General features: G+C 63.7%; 20 protein-coding genes. 8 read left to right on the top strand and 12 right to left on the bottom strand.

The genetic code is table 11. The features are described 5' to 3' along the window. The 4 genes from ACPCUW_RS26420 to ACPCUW_RS26405 all read right to left on the bottom strand — a co-directional run. Positions 1-798: PDR/VanB family oxidoreductase (locus tag ACPCUW_RS26420; RefSeq protein WP_423427805.1), on the bottom strand; the 798-nt coding region annotated here is incomplete at its 3' end. 160 nt (positions 799-958) lie between these two features. Continuing rightward, complete coding sequence (locus ACPCUW_RS26415) at positions 959-1,867, bottom strand: TIGR03619 family F420-dependent LLM class oxidoreductase (RefSeq protein ID WP_423427803.1); 909 nt, start codon at positions 1,865-1,867, stop codon at positions 959-961. Further along, entirely contained in the window at positions 1,864-2,331 is a 468-nt protein-coding gene (locus ACPCUW_RS26410; RefSeq protein WP_423427802.1) for a nuclear transport factor 2 family protein, read from the bottom strand. Before ACPCUW_RS26410 ends, ACPCUW_RS26415 begins: the two co-directional genes overlap by 4 nt. A gap of 33 nt (positions 2,332-2,364) precedes the next feature. Then, positions 2,365-2,796: a limonene-1,2-epoxide hydrolase family protein gene (locus ACPCUW_RS26405; protein ID WP_423427800.1), complete on the bottom strand. Its 432-nt coding sequence runs from the start codon at positions 2,794-2,796 to the stop codon at positions 2,365-2,367. A 190-nt stretch (positions 2,797-2,986) separates the two neighbouring features. Between ACPCUW_RS26405 and ACPCUW_RS26400 the strand changes: the two genes are divergently transcribed. Beyond that, positions 2,987-4,258 carry an FAD-dependent oxidoreductase gene (locus ACPCUW_RS26400; protein WP_423427798.1) on the top strand — a complete coding sequence of 424 codons (1,272 nt, stop codon included), beginning with the start codon at positions 2,987-2,989 and terminating at the stop codon, positions 4,256-4,258. Between the two features lie 77 nt (positions 4,259-4,335). On the opposite strand, the gene ACPCUW_RS26395 is transcribed toward ACPCUW_RS26400, so the two are convergent. After that, entirely contained in the window at positions 4,336-4,776 is a 441-nt protein-coding gene (locus tag ACPCUW_RS26395; protein WP_423427797.1) for a limonene-1,2-epoxide hydrolase family protein, read from the bottom strand. Between the two features lie 187 nt (positions 4,777-4,963). Here ACPCUW_RS26395 and ACPCUW_RS26390 point away from each other — a divergent pair, with 187 nt between their 5' ends. Continuing rightward, positions 4,964-6,703, top strand: coding sequence for a PEP-utilizing enzyme (locus tag ACPCUW_RS26390; RefSeq protein ID WP_423427796.1), 1,740 nt, complete (start codon positions 4,964-4,966; stop codon positions 6,701-6,703). 80 nt (positions 6,704-6,783) lie between these two features. Here the strand turns inward: ACPCUW_RS26390 and ACPCUW_RS26385 are convergent, their stop codons facing one another. From ACPCUW_RS26385 to ACPCUW_RS26370, 4 genes are read right to left on the bottom strand one after another with little or no spacing between them, the layout of a single operon-like run. Continuing rightward, complete coding sequence (locus ACPCUW_RS26385) at positions 6,784-7,974, bottom strand: thiolase family protein (RefSeq protein WP_423427794.1); 1,191 nt, start codon at positions 7,972-7,974, stop codon at positions 6,784-6,786. Positions 7,975-8,024: 50 nt separating this feature from the next. Further along, positions 8,025-8,876, bottom strand: coding sequence for an acyl-CoA thioesterase (locus ACPCUW_RS26380; protein ID WP_423427792.1), 852 nt, complete (start codon positions 8,874-8,876; stop codon positions 8,025-8,027). Positions 8,877-8,906: 30 nt separating this feature from the next. After that, positions 8,907-9,341: a nuclear transport factor 2 family protein gene (locus tag ACPCUW_RS26375; protein ID WP_423427825.1), complete on the bottom strand. Its 435-nt coding sequence runs from the start codon at positions 9,339-9,341 to the stop codon at positions 8,907-8,909. Then, on the bottom strand, positions 9,284-9,472 hold the full coding sequence (locus ACPCUW_RS26370) for a hypothetical protein (RefSeq protein ID WP_423427827.1): 189 nt from the start codon (positions 9,470-9,472) through the stop codon (positions 9,284-9,286). The genes ACPCUW_RS26375 and ACPCUW_RS26370 overlap by 58 nt, the downstream gene beginning before the upstream one ends. Positions 9,473-9,681: 209 nt before the next feature. On the opposite strand from ACPCUW_RS26370, the gene ACPCUW_RS26365 reads away from it, so the two are divergent. From ACPCUW_RS26365 to ACPCUW_RS26355, 3 genes are all read left to right on the top strand, one after another. After that, a complete protein-coding gene (locus ACPCUW_RS26365) occupies positions 9,682-10,800 on the top strand; it encodes a Gfo/Idh/MocA family protein (RefSeq protein WP_423427791.1) in 1,119 nt (372 codons plus the stop codon). A 686-nt stretch (positions 10,801-11,486) separates the two neighbouring features. Then, a complete protein-coding gene (locus ACPCUW_RS26360; RefSeq protein ID WP_423427789.1) occupies positions 11,487-12,314 on the top strand; it encodes a hypothetical protein in 828 nt (275 codons plus the stop codon). A gap of 137 nt (positions 12,315-12,451) precedes the next feature. Beyond that, positions 12,452-13,462, top strand: coding sequence for a virginiamycin B lyase family protein (locus ACPCUW_RS26355; protein ID WP_423427788.1), 1,011 nt, complete (start codon positions 12,452-12,454; stop codon positions 13,460-13,462). Positions 13,463-13,566: 104 nt separating this feature from the next. On the opposite strand, the gene ACPCUW_RS26350 is transcribed toward ACPCUW_RS26355, so the two are convergent. Next, positions 13,567-14,019 carry a hypothetical protein gene (locus ACPCUW_RS26350; protein WP_423427786.1) on the bottom strand — a complete coding sequence of 151 codons (453 nt, stop codon included), beginning with the start codon at positions 14,017-14,019 and terminating at the stop codon, positions 13,567-13,569. 186 nt (positions 14,020-14,205) lie between these two features. After that, entirely contained in the window at positions 14,206-14,610 is a 405-nt protein-coding gene (locus tag ACPCUW_RS26345) for a universal stress protein (RefSeq protein WP_423427785.1), read from the bottom strand. A gap of 328 nt (positions 14,611-14,938) precedes the next feature. On the opposite strand from ACPCUW_RS26345, the gene ACPCUW_RS26340 reads away from it, so the two are divergent. The 3 genes from ACPCUW_RS26340 to ACPCUW_RS26330 are packed head-to-tail and all read left to right on the top strand — an operon-like array spanning position 14,939 to position 17,012. Beyond that, positions 14,939-15,472, top strand: coding sequence for a nuclear transport factor 2 family protein (locus ACPCUW_RS26340; protein WP_423427784.1), 534 nt, complete (start codon positions 14,939-14,941; stop codon positions 15,470-15,472). Between the two features lie 4 nt (positions 15,473-15,476). Further along, positions 15,477-16,517, top strand: a complete 1,041-nt coding sequence (locus tag ACPCUW_RS26335) for an LLM class flavin-dependent oxidoreductase (RefSeq protein ID WP_423427782.1) — start codon at positions 15,477-15,479, stop codon at positions 16,515-16,517. A 24-nt stretch (positions 16,518-16,541) separates the two neighbouring features. Then, positions 16,542-17,012, top strand: coding sequence for a VOC family protein (locus ACPCUW_RS26330; protein ID WP_423427781.1), 471 nt, complete (start codon positions 16,542-16,544; stop codon positions 17,010-17,012). A 134-nt stretch (positions 17,013-17,146) separates the two neighbouring features. Here ACPCUW_RS26330 and ACPCUW_RS26325 read toward each other — a convergent pair whose 3' ends face one another. Next, positions 17,147-17,539, bottom strand: a complete 393-nt coding sequence (locus ACPCUW_RS26325; protein ID WP_423427779.1) for a VOC family protein — start codon at positions 17,537-17,539, stop codon at positions 17,147-17,149. Positions 17,540-17,644 lie beyond the last annotated feature (105 nt).

Genomic DNA, 17,644 nt, shown 5'->3' with positions numbered 1-17,644 from the left:
GGGACCTTTGCAGCGGCTGACGCAGATCATCATGACGTCGCCCTGTTCCTGCTCCTGTTCGGTCAGATAGTCGTCGCGATGGTCGGGTTCACCTGCGAGCACTCGGGTTTCGCATTCCCCGCAATAGCCTTCCTCACACGAAGACGGGTGGTTGGGAAGAAGTTTCTGCACTTCCGCGAGGATTGTGCTGTCCTCGGGCACCGTGAACGTGGCGCCGGTCCGTCGCAGTTCCACTTCGAAGGAGTCGCCGCCGGTGTCGATCGGGCCGCTGGCGCTGAACCGTTCGAAATGGAGTCCGCCGAGGTGGGAGTGGCGGGCGAATTCAGCGGCGACGGCATCGATCATGGCTGTCGGTCCGCACGTGTACACCTGCGTGCCGGCGGGGGCGCCGGCGAGAATCGCGGGCAGGTCGGGATATCCGCGCTCGGATTCGATCCAGATATCGGCTTGTGCGCCCGAGTTCGCCAGGACATCCCGATAAGCCATCGATGTCGCGCTCCGGCCGCCGTACACGAGCCGCCACGTCGCGCCCCGGCGCCGCGCTTCTTCGATCATCGGGATCAGCGGGGTGATTCCGATACCGCCGCCGATGAACAGGTACGAGTCCGCAGCGACGAGTGGAAAGTGATTCTTCGGCAGGCTTATGTCGAATTGCGTTCCGGTGCTGGCAATTTCGTGAATTTCTCGCGATCCGCCACGGCCGTTCTCTTCACGCAATACCGCCACCGTGTACGTAGATCGATCAGCGGGCGAGCCGCACAGTGAATATTGCCGAGATAGACCCGAGGGCAACTCCAACTCGATGTGGGCCCCGGGCTCCCACCCGGGAAGTTCGTTCCCCTCCGCAGCCGCGAAGGTCAACTCGACGACATCGTCGGCGATCTTTCGAACGGCAGTGGTGCGCAGGGTCAGTCGTTCGGTGGTGGCAATCATCGGATCGTTCTTTCGGTTGGTGGGCTCAGCTGTCACGATGTCCGCGGACGCTGTTCACGACAGGTTCGAGAGCGCCGAGAATGTTCAGCCACTGGGCGGGGGAATCGATCTCGGAACAGAAATTGGTCTCGACGATGATGCCGTCGAGACCCGCTGCGACACATTCTTCGGCGCGCAGCGTCATTTCGTCGACGGACAGGCGTTTGCCCGCTGTGGATTCTTGGGCCATACGGTAGATGGCACCGACCGGCGGCTTCCCGGTCGGACGGCGTGCATTGACGGTTGCCAAGCTGGTGACCACAGCATCGATCGGCATCGAACCCGGATTCCACAGATCGAAGTCGCGGGCGGTCCGGGCCAGACCCGGCTCGGAATACATCCCCGACATCAACTTGGGTATGCGACTCGGTTTCGGCTGCATAATCGCCGGGTCGATGTCGAAGAACGAGCCGTGGTACTCCACCGGATCGGCCCCCCAGCACGCGCGAAGGGCCGGTACGAAGTCGTCCATTCGCTTGCCGCGGGTCTTGGGGTCGACGCCGACGGCGCGGTGCTCCTCCTCGGACCAGCCCACGCTCAAGCCGACGACGGACAACCGGCCGCCCGAGATGCGGTCGATGGTCGCGAGTCGATTGGCGAGTTGGGCCGGCCAATGGTTCCCCCCGACCAGCACGCTGGTGCCGAACTCCATCCGCTCGGTCCAGATTGCTGCCGCGGCGAGCAATTCCGTTGGTGCCCAGACGGATCGGTAGACGCTCGGTTGTTCGGCGGCGCTGCCGCCGTACTCGCCGGCCTGCCGCAGGGCGTACATGAAATGGTCCTGCACCCAGAGGGTGTCGAAGCCCATCTCATCGGCTTGCTGGACGAAGTCGCGTACCAGCGTCGCCGACACAACGGGACCTAGTTGGGGGAGGGACAGGCCGATCGTCGTCATCTCACCGACTCCTCACGCTTGGGCAGAACGTCGCGTTGGATACGGCTGAGCCGGCTGCGGCAGATGCGCCATTTGCCGTCATCGCAGCGGCGGTATGTCTCGGTGTAGTGCCCCCATCCTTCGTGCGAGACGTAGCCGCTGTCGGCCGGGGATTCGACGCGATCGTACATCGGCCATACGCCCGTGGCGGTCGTCTCGTCGACGATATCGATCTCCGGAATATGGCCGTGGTGCACCGAATATCCCGTTTCGAAGTGCCGCGCAACACTGGCAAGGAATTCCTTCTTGCCTTTGGGGTCCGACGTCGATTCGGCGAAGTCGACCGTCAGGTCGTCGGTGAAGAGATCGGCGAACTCTTCCCACAGCCGCAGGTCGACGCAGCGGAAGTAGCGTGCCTTCAACTGCCGAATCTCTTCGATGGCGACCAGCCGATGGACAGCCCGTTCCAGTTCGCTGTTGATCAAGGTATGCCTGCCAATCGTCGTTGCGCTTCAGCGTCAGTGCTGGTGCCGGGGAAAGCGTTGCTTGATGGGGGAGTCGGCGTTGTAGTCGGCGTAGCGCGCGATCTTGCCGTCCTCCACGAGGAAGGTGCCCATGATCGGGATCTCGATGAGGACGCTGCCGTCGGCACCGTGGACCCGGTCGACACGTTCGGTGAGTACGACGTTGCCGCGCGAGGCGAGACTCAGCAGCTCGGCGGTGCAGTACTCCATCTCCAGCGTGTCGTGCAGGGTGGTCAGGAACTGCATGGCGGCCGCTTTCCCCTTGGTGGCCGGTGATCCGGTGTTCTCCCAGGAGACCTCGTCGGTCATCCACCGGTCGTAGCAGTCCCGCATATGCGGCCACCGCCCAGGCCCCCAGTCGTCGAGGAAGCCGACTACGGCCTTCTCGGCATCGGTGAGAGGTTCCGCGCCCGGGTGGATGTTCATCGTGTGTGTCTCTCCCTCGAATATGTTGCTTGTCACATAAATACTCGCATGACAAACTATATAGCGTCAATGTATTCCTGAGTCGTCGGATGTAGGAGGCCCCGTGGGTCCGAGTTCGGTAATAGTGGCGGGCGGGGGGATGTCCGGCCTGCTCACGGCTGCTGCGGCAAGCCCCCATGTGGAGCGGGTTGTGATCGTCGAGAAGGATGTGCTGGCCGACGAACCGGGTCCCCGTCGGGGAGTGCCGCAGGGGCGCCAGGTGCACGCCCTGCTCGGTGCGGGACAAGACGCCATGGCTGAGCTGCTTCCCGGCATAGTCGAAGACTTCGAGGCCGCCGGCGCGCGGATGGTCGATTCGCCGGCTGACCTGGCAGTCTTCGGCCGTCACGGCTGGGCGGGCAGAGTGCGCAGTGGTGCGCGCACCGTGATGATGCGCCGGCCACAGCTCGAACACGTCGTGCGTTCCCGTGTGCTGGCCCTGCCCAATGTGGGCGTGGTGACGTCCTCGGTGACCGGATTGACCGCTACCGACGATCGCTCGCGAGTGACGGGCGTGCGGTTGCTGGACGGAAACGTCGTCGAGGGCGATCTCGTCGTCGACGCGACCGGGCGGGTGTCGAAATCGCCGGAATGGCTTCGAGACCTCGGGTATTCGGAGCCGCAGGAGAAGGAACTGCGCTCGCATATCGGATACGCCACGGCGGAGGTCCGGTTGCCGGACGATGTGTTCACCGACGGTGTCGTGGGTGTGCTGGCACATCCGAATCCGGACAACTGTCGTGGTGCCGCGGTGGTTCCGGCGGACAATGGGGTCTACCTCGTAGCCGGTCTGGGAATGATGGACCAGGACCCGCCCAAGGACCTGGACCGCTTTCTCGCGCACCTCGATTCGGCTCCCAGCCCGATCGTCGGACAGATCGCCCGCAAGGCGGAGTTCCTCGGACCTGTTGTGCCGTACCGGATTCGAGGCAGCCGGCGGCGCATGTGGGAAGAACTCGAGCGGATGCCCGAGGGGTATCTCGTGGTCGGTGACGCGGTGATGGCGTTCAATCCGCTGTATGGACAGGGGATGTCGGTGGCGGCGTGTGAGGCGCTGTGCTTTGCCCGGGTCCTGGCGGAGAATCCCGACGCAGCGGGGCTGGGCCGGCGCACGCAGGCCGCGATGAAGAGTGTCATCGACACGGTGTTCGCGATGGCAGTGTCGACCGACGGTGCCTATCCCGATGCGGAGCTGATCGGAGTCGAGCGGCCTACCGACGAGGCGATGCGGGCGGGCGCGCTGCTATCGCAGGTGGCAACCGAGGACCCGGAGGTCGCCCTGGCCGCCAAACGCTACGCGCACAATTTCGACGAGACCTCGCTGCGCAGCCCGGGTGTCGCGGCCAAGCTCTCTGCCTGGGTGGAACAGGGCCGCGCGGTCGTCAACAATGATCCTGAGGTGATTCCGGGCATCATCGGCTGAACGTCGAACGTTGCCGGACGAGCGAGTTGCGACCGGCGGGCGAGAGTGACACGCTCCCGCCCGTCCGGTCTTCCGGATCAGCTGCCGGCCGGGGCGTGGCCCATCTCCTGGGCCAGAGACTGGAGTTGGGTAGCGGTACCCAGGCTGTCCAGGTAATCGGTGTAGCGGTGAATCTTGCCGTCGCGGACCTCCAACACTCCGGCGACTCGGAAGTCCATGATCTTGGAGTTGTCCGCCTTACGCATCGTGTCGACCCGCTCGGTGAAGACGAGATCCCCGGCCGAGGCGATGTTGATCACGTTGATGTCGCAGTAGGCCATCCCGGTTTGCTCGGCCAGCGTATCGAGGTAACGAAGTGAATCCTCGAGATTGGGGTGATGGTCGAATCCGACGCTTTCCCATTCGACGTCGTCGGCCAGATACGTCCGGTACGTCTTCTTGAAGGTCTCCAGGTCGGGCCCCATCGCCGCGAAGAAGTCCAGGACCAGCTGTTCTTTCTCGTTGTTCGCGGTCGGCATCACAGCTCCTTAGTCTTGTTGTCGATAGTCGCGAGATAGACTATCGTCATGTAATGTACATCACGCGGCGCTGACCGTGGGAGGTATCACATATTCGATTGCCGGAAAATTTCCGGCGTACTGGCCTATCGGCCGGGCTCTGCGCAGCACCAGGTGCGAGAAGCCGAGGAAGAGAAGGAGAATCGGCATGGTCGACATCACGCGCCCGTGGGTAGTGGATAACGAACTGAGTTCCCGATGGCCGGTCTACACCCGGGGCAACGTAGGCGAGGTGTCTTCCACCGCTGCGACGCCGCTTTTCTGGAGCATGGTGGGTGGTCCACCCGCAGAGCGAGAGTGGAGACAGGCGCTGGTCGAATTCGGCGCGTTCGACCTGGACGAATTCCGGCCCGATGTCATCGATATCCAGGGCCTCGTGCACGGCTACGTCTACTTGAATCTGTCGAATATGCGCACCTTCGGCGCGCGCATGCCGGGCGCCACGCCCGATCTGATGGACCGAACCTACCTGGGAGACAGGGGAGCTCCGCCCTACGAGCCGCATCCCGACGACGACAAACCGGAATACACCGAACGCATCCTGGCCACCGTGCAGCGTGTGCTGAATGAGACCGCGCGTCCCGACGTCGAGGAGCACCGCAAGGCCGCGGAGAAGTTGCGGTCACAGCGGCCCGACTTGTCGACGCTCACCGATTCGGAGCTGGTAGCGCGTGAGCGTGAGGTCATGTCGGTGGACTACCCGCCGCTCATTCGCACCCATCTCCGGATGGTCTACGAAGGTTCAATCGTCACCGGCGCCCTGGACGAGGCATTGGCGTCGTTGGGTGATCCCACCCTCACCGTTCGATTGATGAGCGGCCTCGGCAATATCGCGTCCGCGGCGCCCAACGAGGCCATGTGGCAGCTGGGCCGACAGGTAGCCGGTTCTTACACGCTCACTGCTGAATTCGAGAAGGGAATGGCGGGGCTCGAGCAGCGCCTGCGCGCGTCGTCGGATCCCGCGGTCGTGTCGTTCGTCGAAGGATTCGACGACCTGCTCTACCGCTTCGGTTCGCGATCGACGCAGGAGTGGGAAGCGAATGCGAAGACGTGGGAGTCTTTCCCGACGATTCCACTGGGCATGATCGACCGCATGCGCCTGCAGCCGGAGAGCAAGAATCCCGCCGAGCAAGGTAAGCGACTGCGAGCCGAACGTGAGGCGCTGCTCGACGAGGTACGTGAGCGTTTGGCCGGGAAGCCGGACGAGCTGGCCGGACTCGAGAACGTCCTGCGGTCGGTGACCGTGTATTCGATTGCGCGCGAGCAGAGCAAGACCAACACGATCCGCGTTCTCCACGAGGCGCGGTTGTGCCTGGTCGAACTCGGCCGGCGCTACGCTGACCGCGGAATTTTCGACCGCGCGGACGACATCGTGATGCTGCGTGAGGACGAACTCGACGCCCTGGTGAACGATCCGCAGGCGTTCAAGCGGACCATCGAGGAGCGGTGGGAGTGGTGGAAGCTGCTTTCGGAGCTGGAGCCCCCGGTGCTCATCGAGAAGGGCAAGGTGCCACCGGTTACCGAGTGGGACAAACGAGTGAATCCCAGTGCCGAGACAGCGGAATCGGGTGACGTCCTCACCGGGCTGTCGGCCTGTGCCGGCGTGGCTACGGGCCGGGCGAGGATCATCGAAGATCCCGAAGACGGTGTCGATCTGGAGCCGGGCGAGATTCTGGTCGCGCCGTGGACGGATCCCGGGTGGACCCCGCTGTTCACCTCCGCCGAGGCGGTGGTCGTCAATGTGGGCTCATCGATGAGTCATGCGGCGATCGTCAGCCGCGAGCTCGGGATCCCGTGTGTGCTCGGAGTCAAGGATGCGACCAAACGGATCACCGACGGAATGATTCTCACCGTCGACGGCGCCGCAGGCACCGTGACCATCCACTGATCCAATCCACTGCGGTGGCCGGCCCTCCGACGTCGATGACATCGGAGGGCCGGCGCTGCGATCGAGGGTGGGACGCAGTATCAGTGAACCCGGCGAAGCAACGCGGCCAGCGCTTGACCTCCACCGATGCACATGGTGACGATCCCCAGTTCTCCGTCCTCTCGCGCCAAGGCCTTGGCCACCCGCAGGGTGAGGATGCCGCCGGTGGCTCCGACGGGGTGACCCAATGCGATGGCCCCACCGTAGGGATTGGTCTTCGCCGGATCGAGCTTCGCGTCGCGGATGACGGCTACCGCTTGTGAGGCGAAAGCTTCATTCAGTTCGATGATGTCGATATCTCCCGGTGTCAGGCCCGTCTGCTCGAACAGCTTCGCCAGCGCGGGCACCGGCGCATAGCCCATCAGCTCCGGCTCGATCGCCGCGGTGGCCACGGATTCGATGACGGCCAATCCGCGCAGGCCGCGCTCGGCGGCCACGGCTTCGCGGGCGAGCACGACGATACCGGCCCCGTCGTTGATTCCGGAGGCGTTGCCGGCGGTGACGGTGCCTCTGTCTTCGAAGGCGGGGCGCAGCGCCGCCAACGTATGCACGGTGGTTTGGGGTTTGGGGTGTTCATCCGTCGAGACCGTGACCGTCGTGCCTTTCGGGCCCGCAACGTCGACGGCGCAGATCTCCTCGGCGAATGCGGCGGCAGCCGCGGCGGTGGCGGCCCGTCGCTGGGATTCGGCGGCGAATTCGTCCTGCATGTTTCGATCGATTCCGTACTTGCGTGCGACGTTCTCCGCAGTGACGCCCATGTGCACCCGGCTGAAAGGATCGGTCAGCATCGCGACCGTGCCGTCGGTGAGGGTGCGATCGCCGAGTTTGTATCCGCTGCGGGCGCCGAAGTCGTAGAACGGCATGCGGGACATGTTCTCGTCGCCGCCTGCGAGTGCGAAATCCACTCCGCCCCAGCGCATCTGCATCGCCGCCGACCAGATCGCCTGCAGTCCTGATCCGCACAATCGGTTCACGGTGTACGCGGGCACCGTGACCGGAAGGCCGGCTGCCAGAGCTACTCGCCGTGCGTTGTAGGCGTCGGGGCCGACCTGCCCGATGCAACCCATCACTACTTCATCGACATCGGTGTCGGAGACATGGGCGCGTGCGAGTGCTGCCTTCGCTGCCGTGGCACCCAGTTCGTGCGCCGGGACGCCGGCGAAGGCGCCCCCGAATCGGCCGATCGGCGTCCGGGCGCCGTCGAGTATGAGAATTCGTTCGGGGTCGTTCATGGCGATGGGGATCCAATCTCTCTGTGCTGTTGTACTTTTCGGGTGTCGCGTCAGCGACCTAGAACACCTTCTTGAACCACCGTCGCCGCGAGTTCACCATTGCGGTTGTAAATGCGGCCACGGGCGAGGCCTCGGCCCCGTTGGATGCTCGGAGCGTGCTTGTCGTAGAGCAGCCAGTCCGAAAAATTCGCGTAGTGGTGAAACCAGATCGCGTGATCCAGGGATGCTATGAAACCAGGTCCGCGGGTGGTTCGCCTCGCGGCGAGCATGACGGGATCGAGCAGCGTCATATCGCTCAGATAGGTGAGCATGCAGCGATTGGCAATCGGATCGTCCGGTACCGGCTCTTCTGCCCGAAGCCAGAGTCTGCTCCTTGGAGGCGGCGCGACCGGCTGGTCGACAGCAACTCGCGGTGGCGGGTTCACGTAGCGGATATCGAAGGGACGGCGGCGGATCCACCATCCGTCATATTCGTCGGCGTACGGCGCGAGCTGCTTCTCGATACGCGTGAGAGTGTCAGGATCGGGAGAGTCGGGAAGGGAGTGGAGATCGTCGACCCCCGGATCGAAAGCACCGAAACCCGTGATCGCCTCGAAGATTGTCTTCCCGTTCTGTGTCGCAGTCACGCGGCAGGTCGACACGGTCGAGTCGCGCCTGAGCCGTTCGACCGAATAGTCGACCGCGATGTCGGGAATCCCTTGGCGCACAAAGTAGCAATGGAATCCGAGCGGTACCTGCCCGCTCTCGGACAGGGACTTCGACGCCGCCATCAGGGCCTGTGCCGCGATATGTCCGCCGAACAGCCGCTCCCGTTCTTCGGCGGGCTCTGGCCCCCGGTAACGGTCGGGCCCGCATTGCTGGAGGTCGAGGAGATCGAGGATCTGTCCGACTGTGGTGACCACGTGCGTTCCTTACCTTCGGTCCGGGCCTCGCTACCACGGCTGCGCCGAGAAGCCGGCCTCGGCCGCTTCGGCACGTGTCGGCAGGCGCTTCAGGTAGCTGAGATCGATCCGGTCACGGCGCGACCGCGCGAAGCCCGGGGGCTGCTCGGCCTCCGGCAACATCGGCTGGCGCATCCGCCACTCTCTGATTACGATGCGGTGCGAGATTCGCCAGCCAGGCCCCGGCCGGTTCTCGAACCGATCGATGTACCGGCAGCCGAAGACGTCCATGATCAATTCGTCGCTGTCGGTCGGACGCACATGGTGGGCAATGCAGGAGCTTTCGACGTTGGCGACATCGCCCTCGACCTCGATCGTGCAGTTGTGCAACGTATGCATCGTGGCGGCGAAATGCAGCAGGTGCTCCATCACCCATTCCACGTAGGCATCCGGACCGCCGACGAAGGAGCCGCCGTGGTCGTCGATGGCGTCGTCGTGGTAGACGGATCGAAGCAGTTCGGCATCACGACGGTCGATACCCGGCAGTAGGCCTTGAGCGCTCGGTCGATATCGCGCTCGGCCATGAGCAGGTCCCAGGTGGCGCTGTCGTCGGACATGGTCTTCTCCAGTTGCGAGGCTTCGGTACGGTCCCGGCACGTCGATGCAGGCGTTGGGATCGCGGGCGACCGCTGGGCGATCACTCTGGTGATAAATAGTCAATGTGTAGAGTATATTGCATGGGCTGGCCGGGAAGCTCCGGCTGGGCTGAGCGGTATGGACCGTGGCGCCGCGCGTGCGGCGGCGCCCCGTAGAGAAGGGACGTGTCATGCGAACCTCGGCATCGGGCGGCAGGCGGATCAAAGTCGGAATCGTCGGGCTCAGCGCCTCGGGCGGCTGGGCGGCCACCGCGCATGTGCCCGCCATTGCGAGTCTGGACGGATTCGAGCTGCGCGGGCTGGTCGCGAGCACATCGGCCTCCGCTGCGGCCGCCGGTGAGAAGTTCGGTGTGTCACAAGCTTTCGATAGTGTCGACGATCTGGTCGCGCGGCCCGAGATCGATCTCGTGGTGGTCACCGTCAAGGTTCCGGAACATCGGCGGCTGGTGAGTTCGGCGATCGCGGCGGGCAAGGCTGTGCTGTGTGAGTGGCCACTGGGCAACGGGCTGGCGGAGACTACCCAGCTCGCCGAAGCCGCGCGAGCCGCAGGGACACCGGCGTTCGTTGGGCTGCAGGCCAGGTGCGCGCCGATTGTTCGATACCTTCGCGATTTGGTGGCCGAAGGGTACGTCGGAGAGGTTCTGTCCACCACGGTGATCGGGTCGGGTGGCGCGTGGGGGGCGACGGTCTCCGGGCGCGACCGATACACGCTGGACGCCTCGAACGGTGCAACTATGCTGACGATCCCCTTCGGGCACACGGCAGACGCCGTCGCGATGGTTCTCGGCGAGTTCGACGAAGTCGCCTCGACCACCGCGACGCGTCGGCGTCGGGTCAGCGACTCGGTCACCGGCGAATCGATCCCGATGACCGCTGAAGACCAGATCGCGGTCACCGGTGTGCTGGACAGTGGAGTAGTGGCATCGATGCATTTCCGCGGCGGAATGTGCGCGGGGACGAACTTGCTGTGGGAGATCAACGGAACGCATGGAGACCTCCGCTTGGTAGGCAACTCCGGTCATCTGCAGCTCGCCGAGACCGAGTTGTTCGGCAGCCAGGCGGGCGCTGCGATGACACCGCTGCCCGTACCGGATCGGTATCGGCGCGCTCCCCAGGCTCTGCTCGAATCGGCACCGCGCGCTTACAACGTCGCCGAAGCGTATCTGCAGATCGAGAAGCACCTTTCCGGCTGTGCGAACGATGCCCCGACCTTCGACCACGCGGTAACGCGGTACCGGCAGCTCGATCGAGTGCGAAGCGCCGGCAACCTGTCCGGAGGCCGTTTGTAGCAGATCAGGGGGTTGACGATGTTGCTGACATCTGTGAGTGGAAACACCGCCCTCCTCTTTCATCGGACGCTGTCGACGACAACGCCGCGAAGCGGTGACCGGCACGCGCGGAGATGGCATGCGGGCCCACCGGATGAGCGAGGCCGCGACGCGAACACTTTTCCAGTCGGGCGGAACCGATCTTCATACAAGTAGAACGAGCGCGGGCAGTACGAGCTCATGGCGACGACGTCCACCTGAGGATCTGCTCGGTGGGGTGCGTTTCGACTATCGAGCCACGGTGGATGCCGCGTATGGCCTGATCCACGACTGGCGCCGACGGCGCTGGTGCGCGATCGAATTGGTACTGCCATCTGCGGACAACCTTCCTCCGAAGAACCGCTTGCCGAACGAGCGCCTGTTTGCGGGGCCTCGAATGGCGCAGGGATAGCGCCGAACATCATTGGGGCGCCCGCCGTATCGCGGAGTGTCTCGCCGGGAATGTCCGCACCGGCGCGTTGGGCGCGGTGGAGCTCTGCGGCCGCGAACAGCAGGACTGCGGTGGCGAAAATACTCTACAGAAAAATGATTCATTCATAGATGAAGCCTAGATAGGCCTTGTAGGCTCTGTGTTGTAGCGAGATGGAGCGGTGTGTCGAGGTGCGGGTTAACCTCCGACGGTCGCTGCATGACAACGAGGAGCGGCAATGTTTCTGGCGGGCCCCTATCCCTCTCCTCCCGACGTGATCGCGCCGGCGGGAACCCATCAAGTCGTACTCACCATCGCCGCAGTGGTTTTCGGTTTGTGGCTGCTGTACGGCGTAGTCGATTTCATCCGAACCCGATCGCCGATACTGTTGCTGTGCGCGCTCGGTGGTCTGATCTGCGCGCTGATGGAGACCTTCTGGGGTGTCTTGGGTCTGCTGAACTACCGCGAGGGCAACCTGATGTCGTGGATACAGTTCAACTTCCGCGGCGACCCGCTGTGGTCCACGCTGCTCTACTCGGCGTTCGCTGGTGGCAGCGCCTACCTGTTCTATGAGCTGCGTCGACGGCGCGCACCGATGGGGCAGTACTGGCGTGGCATCGGCGTCATCATCGTGTCCAATTTGATCATCGAGATTCCGCTGACGGCGTTGAAACTCTATGATTATTACGGTAATCAGCCATTCCAGTTCTATAGGGGTGGTTTCCCCTTTTGGTGGTTGTTCACCAACTTGGGCGGTATCTTCTCCGGCGTACTGCTCGCGATCGCAGTGGAGCGATTCGGAACCCGCGCCACACTGTTGGCCGTTCCGCTCATTCCGTGTGCTTTCGGCGCCTGGGAGTTGTGGGCAGGTTGGCCTACCTTCGTCGTCCTGACGATGGGTGCACCGTTGTTCTGGACCTATGTCGGTGCCGTTGTGACGATCGCGCTGAGCATCGGGACCGCCTACGCGATTTTCAGCGTCGTCGCGGCCACGGACGGGAAGCGCAGCTCCGACGAGGCTCGAACCAAGGAGACGCCGCACCCTACCGGCATTCAGTCTCACTAGAGACCAATTCGACCTTCGCACCAGGATTTTCAGACGTCCCACCTGAACAGAAAGGTCAGTAAATGACAGGGCTTCGATGGAGGTCTGTGGCCATACGTTCGGCCGCATGCACCGCCACGGCTTTGGCTACACTCGGCTTGGTCGCGATCTCGCCGGCATCGGCCGCGCCGACCGGCGGTTTCGTCGAGTATCCAGATCAACTCCATGCGCCATGCGAAGGCGTCTACCAGCAGTCCAGCGATCGCATATTCGTCGAGGAAATCGTCAATCCCAGCGAGACGGGCAACATCGGGGCGATCGGTGTACTCGACCCGGCGACCGGGACAATCCAGCGCCACCCCCTCCCGGTGCCCGGAACAACGGCTGGCGGCGCCGCGCTAGGGAGTGACGGCAACCTGTGGTTCACCTATTTCGGAGCCAGCAGCGGTGTTGCCTTCCTGGACCCCACCAACGGGAAATTCAGTACGTTCCCAACTCGCGACCCGGCGTCTACCCCGACGGATATCTGGCCAGGCCCTGATAACGCGATGTATTTCGCGGAATCGATCGCGCAGAAAATCGGGCGCGTGGATCTGAAGAGTCACCAGATCTCCGAGACACCGATCCCCGGCGGCGGCCTGAGTGTGCCGACGACGATCATGATGCCCGGCAAGGGTAACAAGATGATGTTTTCGGCAGCGCTGACCAACAGCATCATCGAATACGACACGGTGACTCATGAGTTCACCAAACACCAGGTGCCCACCCCGAACGCGGTCCCGCAGGGCCTGACCATCGGTCCGGACGGCGCGATCTGGTTCAGTGAGTCGGTCGGCGGCAAGATCGGCCGCATCGATCCGGACACCGGCGTGATTGCGGAGTATTCGATTGCCACCGCCGAGGTGCCGATGCCGTCGATGGGGCCTCTGGTACTGGGGGCAGATGGAAATCTCTGGTCCGCAAACGGCGGATTCACCGGGGGAAGCACGGTGGGGCGATTCGATACGACCACTCACCGGATCGATTATTTCCATCTACCACGCCCCGCCTCGGGGCCCTGTGACATCGATCCGGTCGCCGCGGCACACGGCAAGCTGGTCATCGGCCAGACGACCGGTGGTGCGATCGCCGTCGCTGAGGTCGCCGATCTGGATGCCCTCAAGCCGTAGCGAAAAGGCAGGTCCGGCAGGCACGTTGGTGTGATCTCCCGGACCTTTGCGGGCACCAGCGCAGGAAGACGAAAGGCCGGCCGATTGGGGGGTTCATCTGCCAGCTAGTTCGGCTGGGCGGAGCCGGTGTCCGACACCGTGCATCGGTCGGGAGCGAACAGCCGGTCAAAAAAGGATCGTGCTGATTCACCCTGAATACCACGACCTCGCACAGTCTCGGCGGCCACCGTCTTGATCCTGTCGACGAATTCGGGTCCCTCGTCGAGCAGAGGTTGCACAATTCCAGCCGCCGCGCAGCGAGCCAGCACCTCGGACAGCAGCGGCTCTGCTGTATCCGAAAGCGCAGCGGCTGTCGCGCACACCGCGTCGAGAATTGTGGCGTACAGGTGTGCGCGCGGACGGGCTTGTGAGTCGATCGAGTCACGAAGGGATTCGGCGCGACGCAACGCTTGGTGCGGCGCTTCTCGCACCAGGTGGCGGATATGAGATTCCGCACGGAGTTCGTTCGTGACGATCGCGATGCCATCGTCGCCGGGGTAGCTGTCTTCGGAATACATCGAATCGCCCAGTCCCGTCGAACCCGGCCGCACCGAGCCCGGCCTCGACAACCGCGGGGTGTTCGCTCCGCGTTGTCAACGGATTCGCGTCGGCCATTCGCTTCGTTTCGCCGGTTCGAGTGCGCGATTTGCGCCATCCAACCTATTCCGGACTATCGAACCTGCGGGGTGCACTGCGGGCGCCCGCTAGGGCACCACGGTCACCGGCCACCGTGCGGTCTTGACCAGCGTGCAGGAGACGGAGCTCGAGAACCGGCCCCATCGATGTCGAGACGTGCCGACGACGACGGCGTCCGCCTGGTACCGGTCGGCAGCGCGGATCAGCCCCGTCGACGGGTCTCCGCGTGAAACCACGAACTGCCATCGTGGGACGCCTCGTCCGGCTGCGTGCCGGAGACTCTCGGTGATGTGGCTCAGAATGCTCTGGGAGTGGTCGGGACTTACGTCGACAGACCCGTACGGGCCGGTGACCGCGACGATCGGACGGATGTAGATCATTATCAGAAGTGCATCTTCGCGGCGTGCGAGGCCCGCAGCATAGGCTGCCGCACGCCAGGAAGACACCGAGTCGTCGACTCCGACCAGAACCACCTTCGAGCCGTCGGACTTGATCCGTATACCGGGATCAGTGGCGTGAGCCCTCGGGCGCGCCGGTCTCCGCCAGGGAATCACATCCAGTCACAAACCTCTCGCGTTGCCGTCTCGATGGGAATTGGAAACGTGCAGTCGTCGGGGCTTCGTCAGCTACCGCCTCGGCGCAGTTGCCGCCAGCTGTAATCGACCGATAAATAGTGCATTCGTAGAGTACCATCGGTGCGACGGTCGAAGCCACGCATGTCGGCCGGATCTGCTGTGCCTCGCCAGGAGCTCCGCCGCTGAACAGTGGCTTGGCCGGTGTCGGCACCGAGGAGAACTACCCATGACAGACGTGACGAGCGCAGGAGACGAGTACCCGGCCCAGTCGGGCGTCTCTGTCGCAGATGTGCAGCAGCTCAAGGACATTGAGGAGATCAAACAGCTCAAGGCGCGCTACTTCCGTTTCCTCGACCTGCATTGGTGGCCTGAACTGCGCGACCTGTTCACCGATGACGCCGTATTCGAGATCGGCGAGTCCACGTCGTCGCCGAAAACGCCGGAGGAGTTCGTGGCTTCTCTCGGGCGACATTTGAACGAAGCGACGAGCGTGCACCACGGACACATGCCGGAGATACGAATAGTCGATACCGAGACGGCGCACGGCATTTGGGCGATGTTCGACGCTGTCGAACCTTCAGCTCGCAGTGGCTATCCGGTGCTGACGGGCTATGGGCACTACACCGAGAGCTACCGCAAGGTCGACGGCCGATGGCGCATCGCCCGAATGCGCTTGACCAGGCTGAAGAGGTCGGTCGACAGCATTGTGGTCGAGGGCGCCACTGTCGATGGTCGTCGGCCCTTCACCGAGCCCTGGTGAGTGGGTGGTTGCCGCCGCTCTTGTTCAGCGATCGAACTGGAGAAGATACATGAGAATAGGGCTTCGCTACGATATGAGGGCGCCGGATCTGGGGCCGCAATCTCCCACTCCGGCAGCTCTTTACGACGCGGCGGTGGAGCAGTGCAAGTGGGCCGACGCGCGTGGGTTCGGGACGGTGTACCTCGCCGAGCATCATGGAGCCGAGGACAACTACTGTCCGGCGCCGATAGTGCTCGCCTCTGCGATCGCCGGTGCGACGCGACACATCGCCGTTCATTTCTCCGCCCTGTGCATCACCATGCATCACCCGGTCCGACTCGCCGAGGACCTCGCCGTACTCGATTTGATCGCCGGACCCGGCCGGGTGCTGATTACCGCAGGCATGGGATACCGCCCGGTCGAGTTCGACATGTTCGGCGTGGATTTTCCCAATCGCGCGAAGGTCTTCGAGCGCAAACTCGATGTACTGCAGAAGGCTTGGGCGGGAGAGGATTTCGAGTTCGAGGGACAAACGGTCCGCGTGACGCCGGCACCCGCGACACCAGGTGGGCCGACGATCTACATCGGCGGCAACGCAAAGCCTTCGGCACGTCGTGCGGCACGACTGGGTTTCGGCTACCGGCCCGCGTCGAAGGAGCTCTACGAGTACTACGAGCAGCAGTGCGCGGAGCTGGGACGTCCTGCGTGCGAGCGTTTTCCCGAACACGGACCGACATTCGTGCACATCACCGAAGACCCCGAGAAGTCACTGCGGCAGATAGCCCCGCACTTGATCCACGCCAGCAATATGTACGCCGCGTGGGCGACCGAGCGCGGCAACGCGACGGTGAACGGCTACTGGCAGGAGAAGGAGGGCATCGAGTCGATCAAGGCCGATCCGACGATATGGATCCTCACGCCGGACGAAGCGGTCGCGCGGCTGCGAGCACTGCCCTCGGACTACGAGCTTCGGGTGCACCCGCTTGTCGGCGGACTACCGCCGGAACTGTCCTGGGCGAGCCTGGAGTTGCTCGCCGACAAAGTGCTGCCGCGGTTGGCGGCCTAGCCTCGATGCAGAACGGAGCGGCACATGCTGTTGATGCCCTACCACGCCGGAATCCTGGTCCCCGACATCGCGACTGCGATGCACGACCTGACTCGCAGGTTCGGCTATACGTTCAACGCGCCGATCACAATCGCCATACCCGAGGTCGAGGATCGCGTAGCCGACAATACCGGCGCGGTGGAGTTGATCGCGGCCTACTCCTGTGAGGGGCCATTCCGGCTCGAGGTGATCGTCAGCCAGGGCAACGGTGTGTACTCCGAGCGACTGGCCGGACTGCATCACTTGGGCGTCTGGGAAAGCGACCCGGTCGAGCGGCTACGTCGGCTGGAGGCCGACGGTGAGCAGATCGACGCCGTCATTCGCAGGGCCGACGGCGGCATTTCCGCGATCTACGCCCGCGCCGGTCATCTCGCCGGCACTCGTATCGAATATGTGAACGACGACCGTCGGCAACAGCTCGAAACTTGGTTCGAGACCGGGAGCATGTCGGCATAGTTGGCTGTACGGCCTGAACAAATGAGCGAAGCCGGCCTCGGTGCAAATGCTCGAGAATTTCTCGCGCCGAGGCCCGCAAACTCGCCCTATCGAACGTACGTGGATATCGCAGGGCTCCCGCTCCACGGGGCCTTTCAGCCGGCAGGACGGTTCACGAACTCGACGAGGTTGCCATCGGGATCGGTGACGATCGCGATGCTGACGCCTGGACGCACCTCCGTGGGACCCTCGACAACCTTCTGGCCGGCGGCTTCGACCGCGTTCAGAAGCTCGTCGAGGTTGGACACCGACACGGTCCAGTACCGCAGGCCGGTCGATTCGCCGAGCGCGCCGACAACCGCCCGCCCCGCCGGCTCCTCGACGTACTGCACGATCTTGAGGACGCAATCGCCCACCTGAAAGCGCTTGACGAGGAACCCGTCCATCGGGACGTCGGACAGCGCGGGAAACCCGATGACGTTGCCGTAGAAGTCGACCAGGGAATCGGAATCGGTTGTGACGATGCCGATGTCGATCGTGGGCTTCACCAATTGTGCAGGCATTGTGGCTCCTTCAGGGTTGCGCTAGGTGCGGTCTATGTCACTATAGTCGTGTAATGAATTGTCTTATATTAGAGTATTAGGGTGGTCGAG

This window comes from Nocardia sp. AB354, assembly GCF_049538315.1.
GTDB classification, from domain to species: domain Bacteria; phylum Actinomycetota; class Actinomycetes; order Mycobacteriales; family Mycobacteriaceae; genus Nocardia; species Nocardia nova.
The sequence above is the reverse complement of the archived record's forward strand: the minus strand, read 5'-3'. Positions and strand labels throughout refer to the sequence as shown.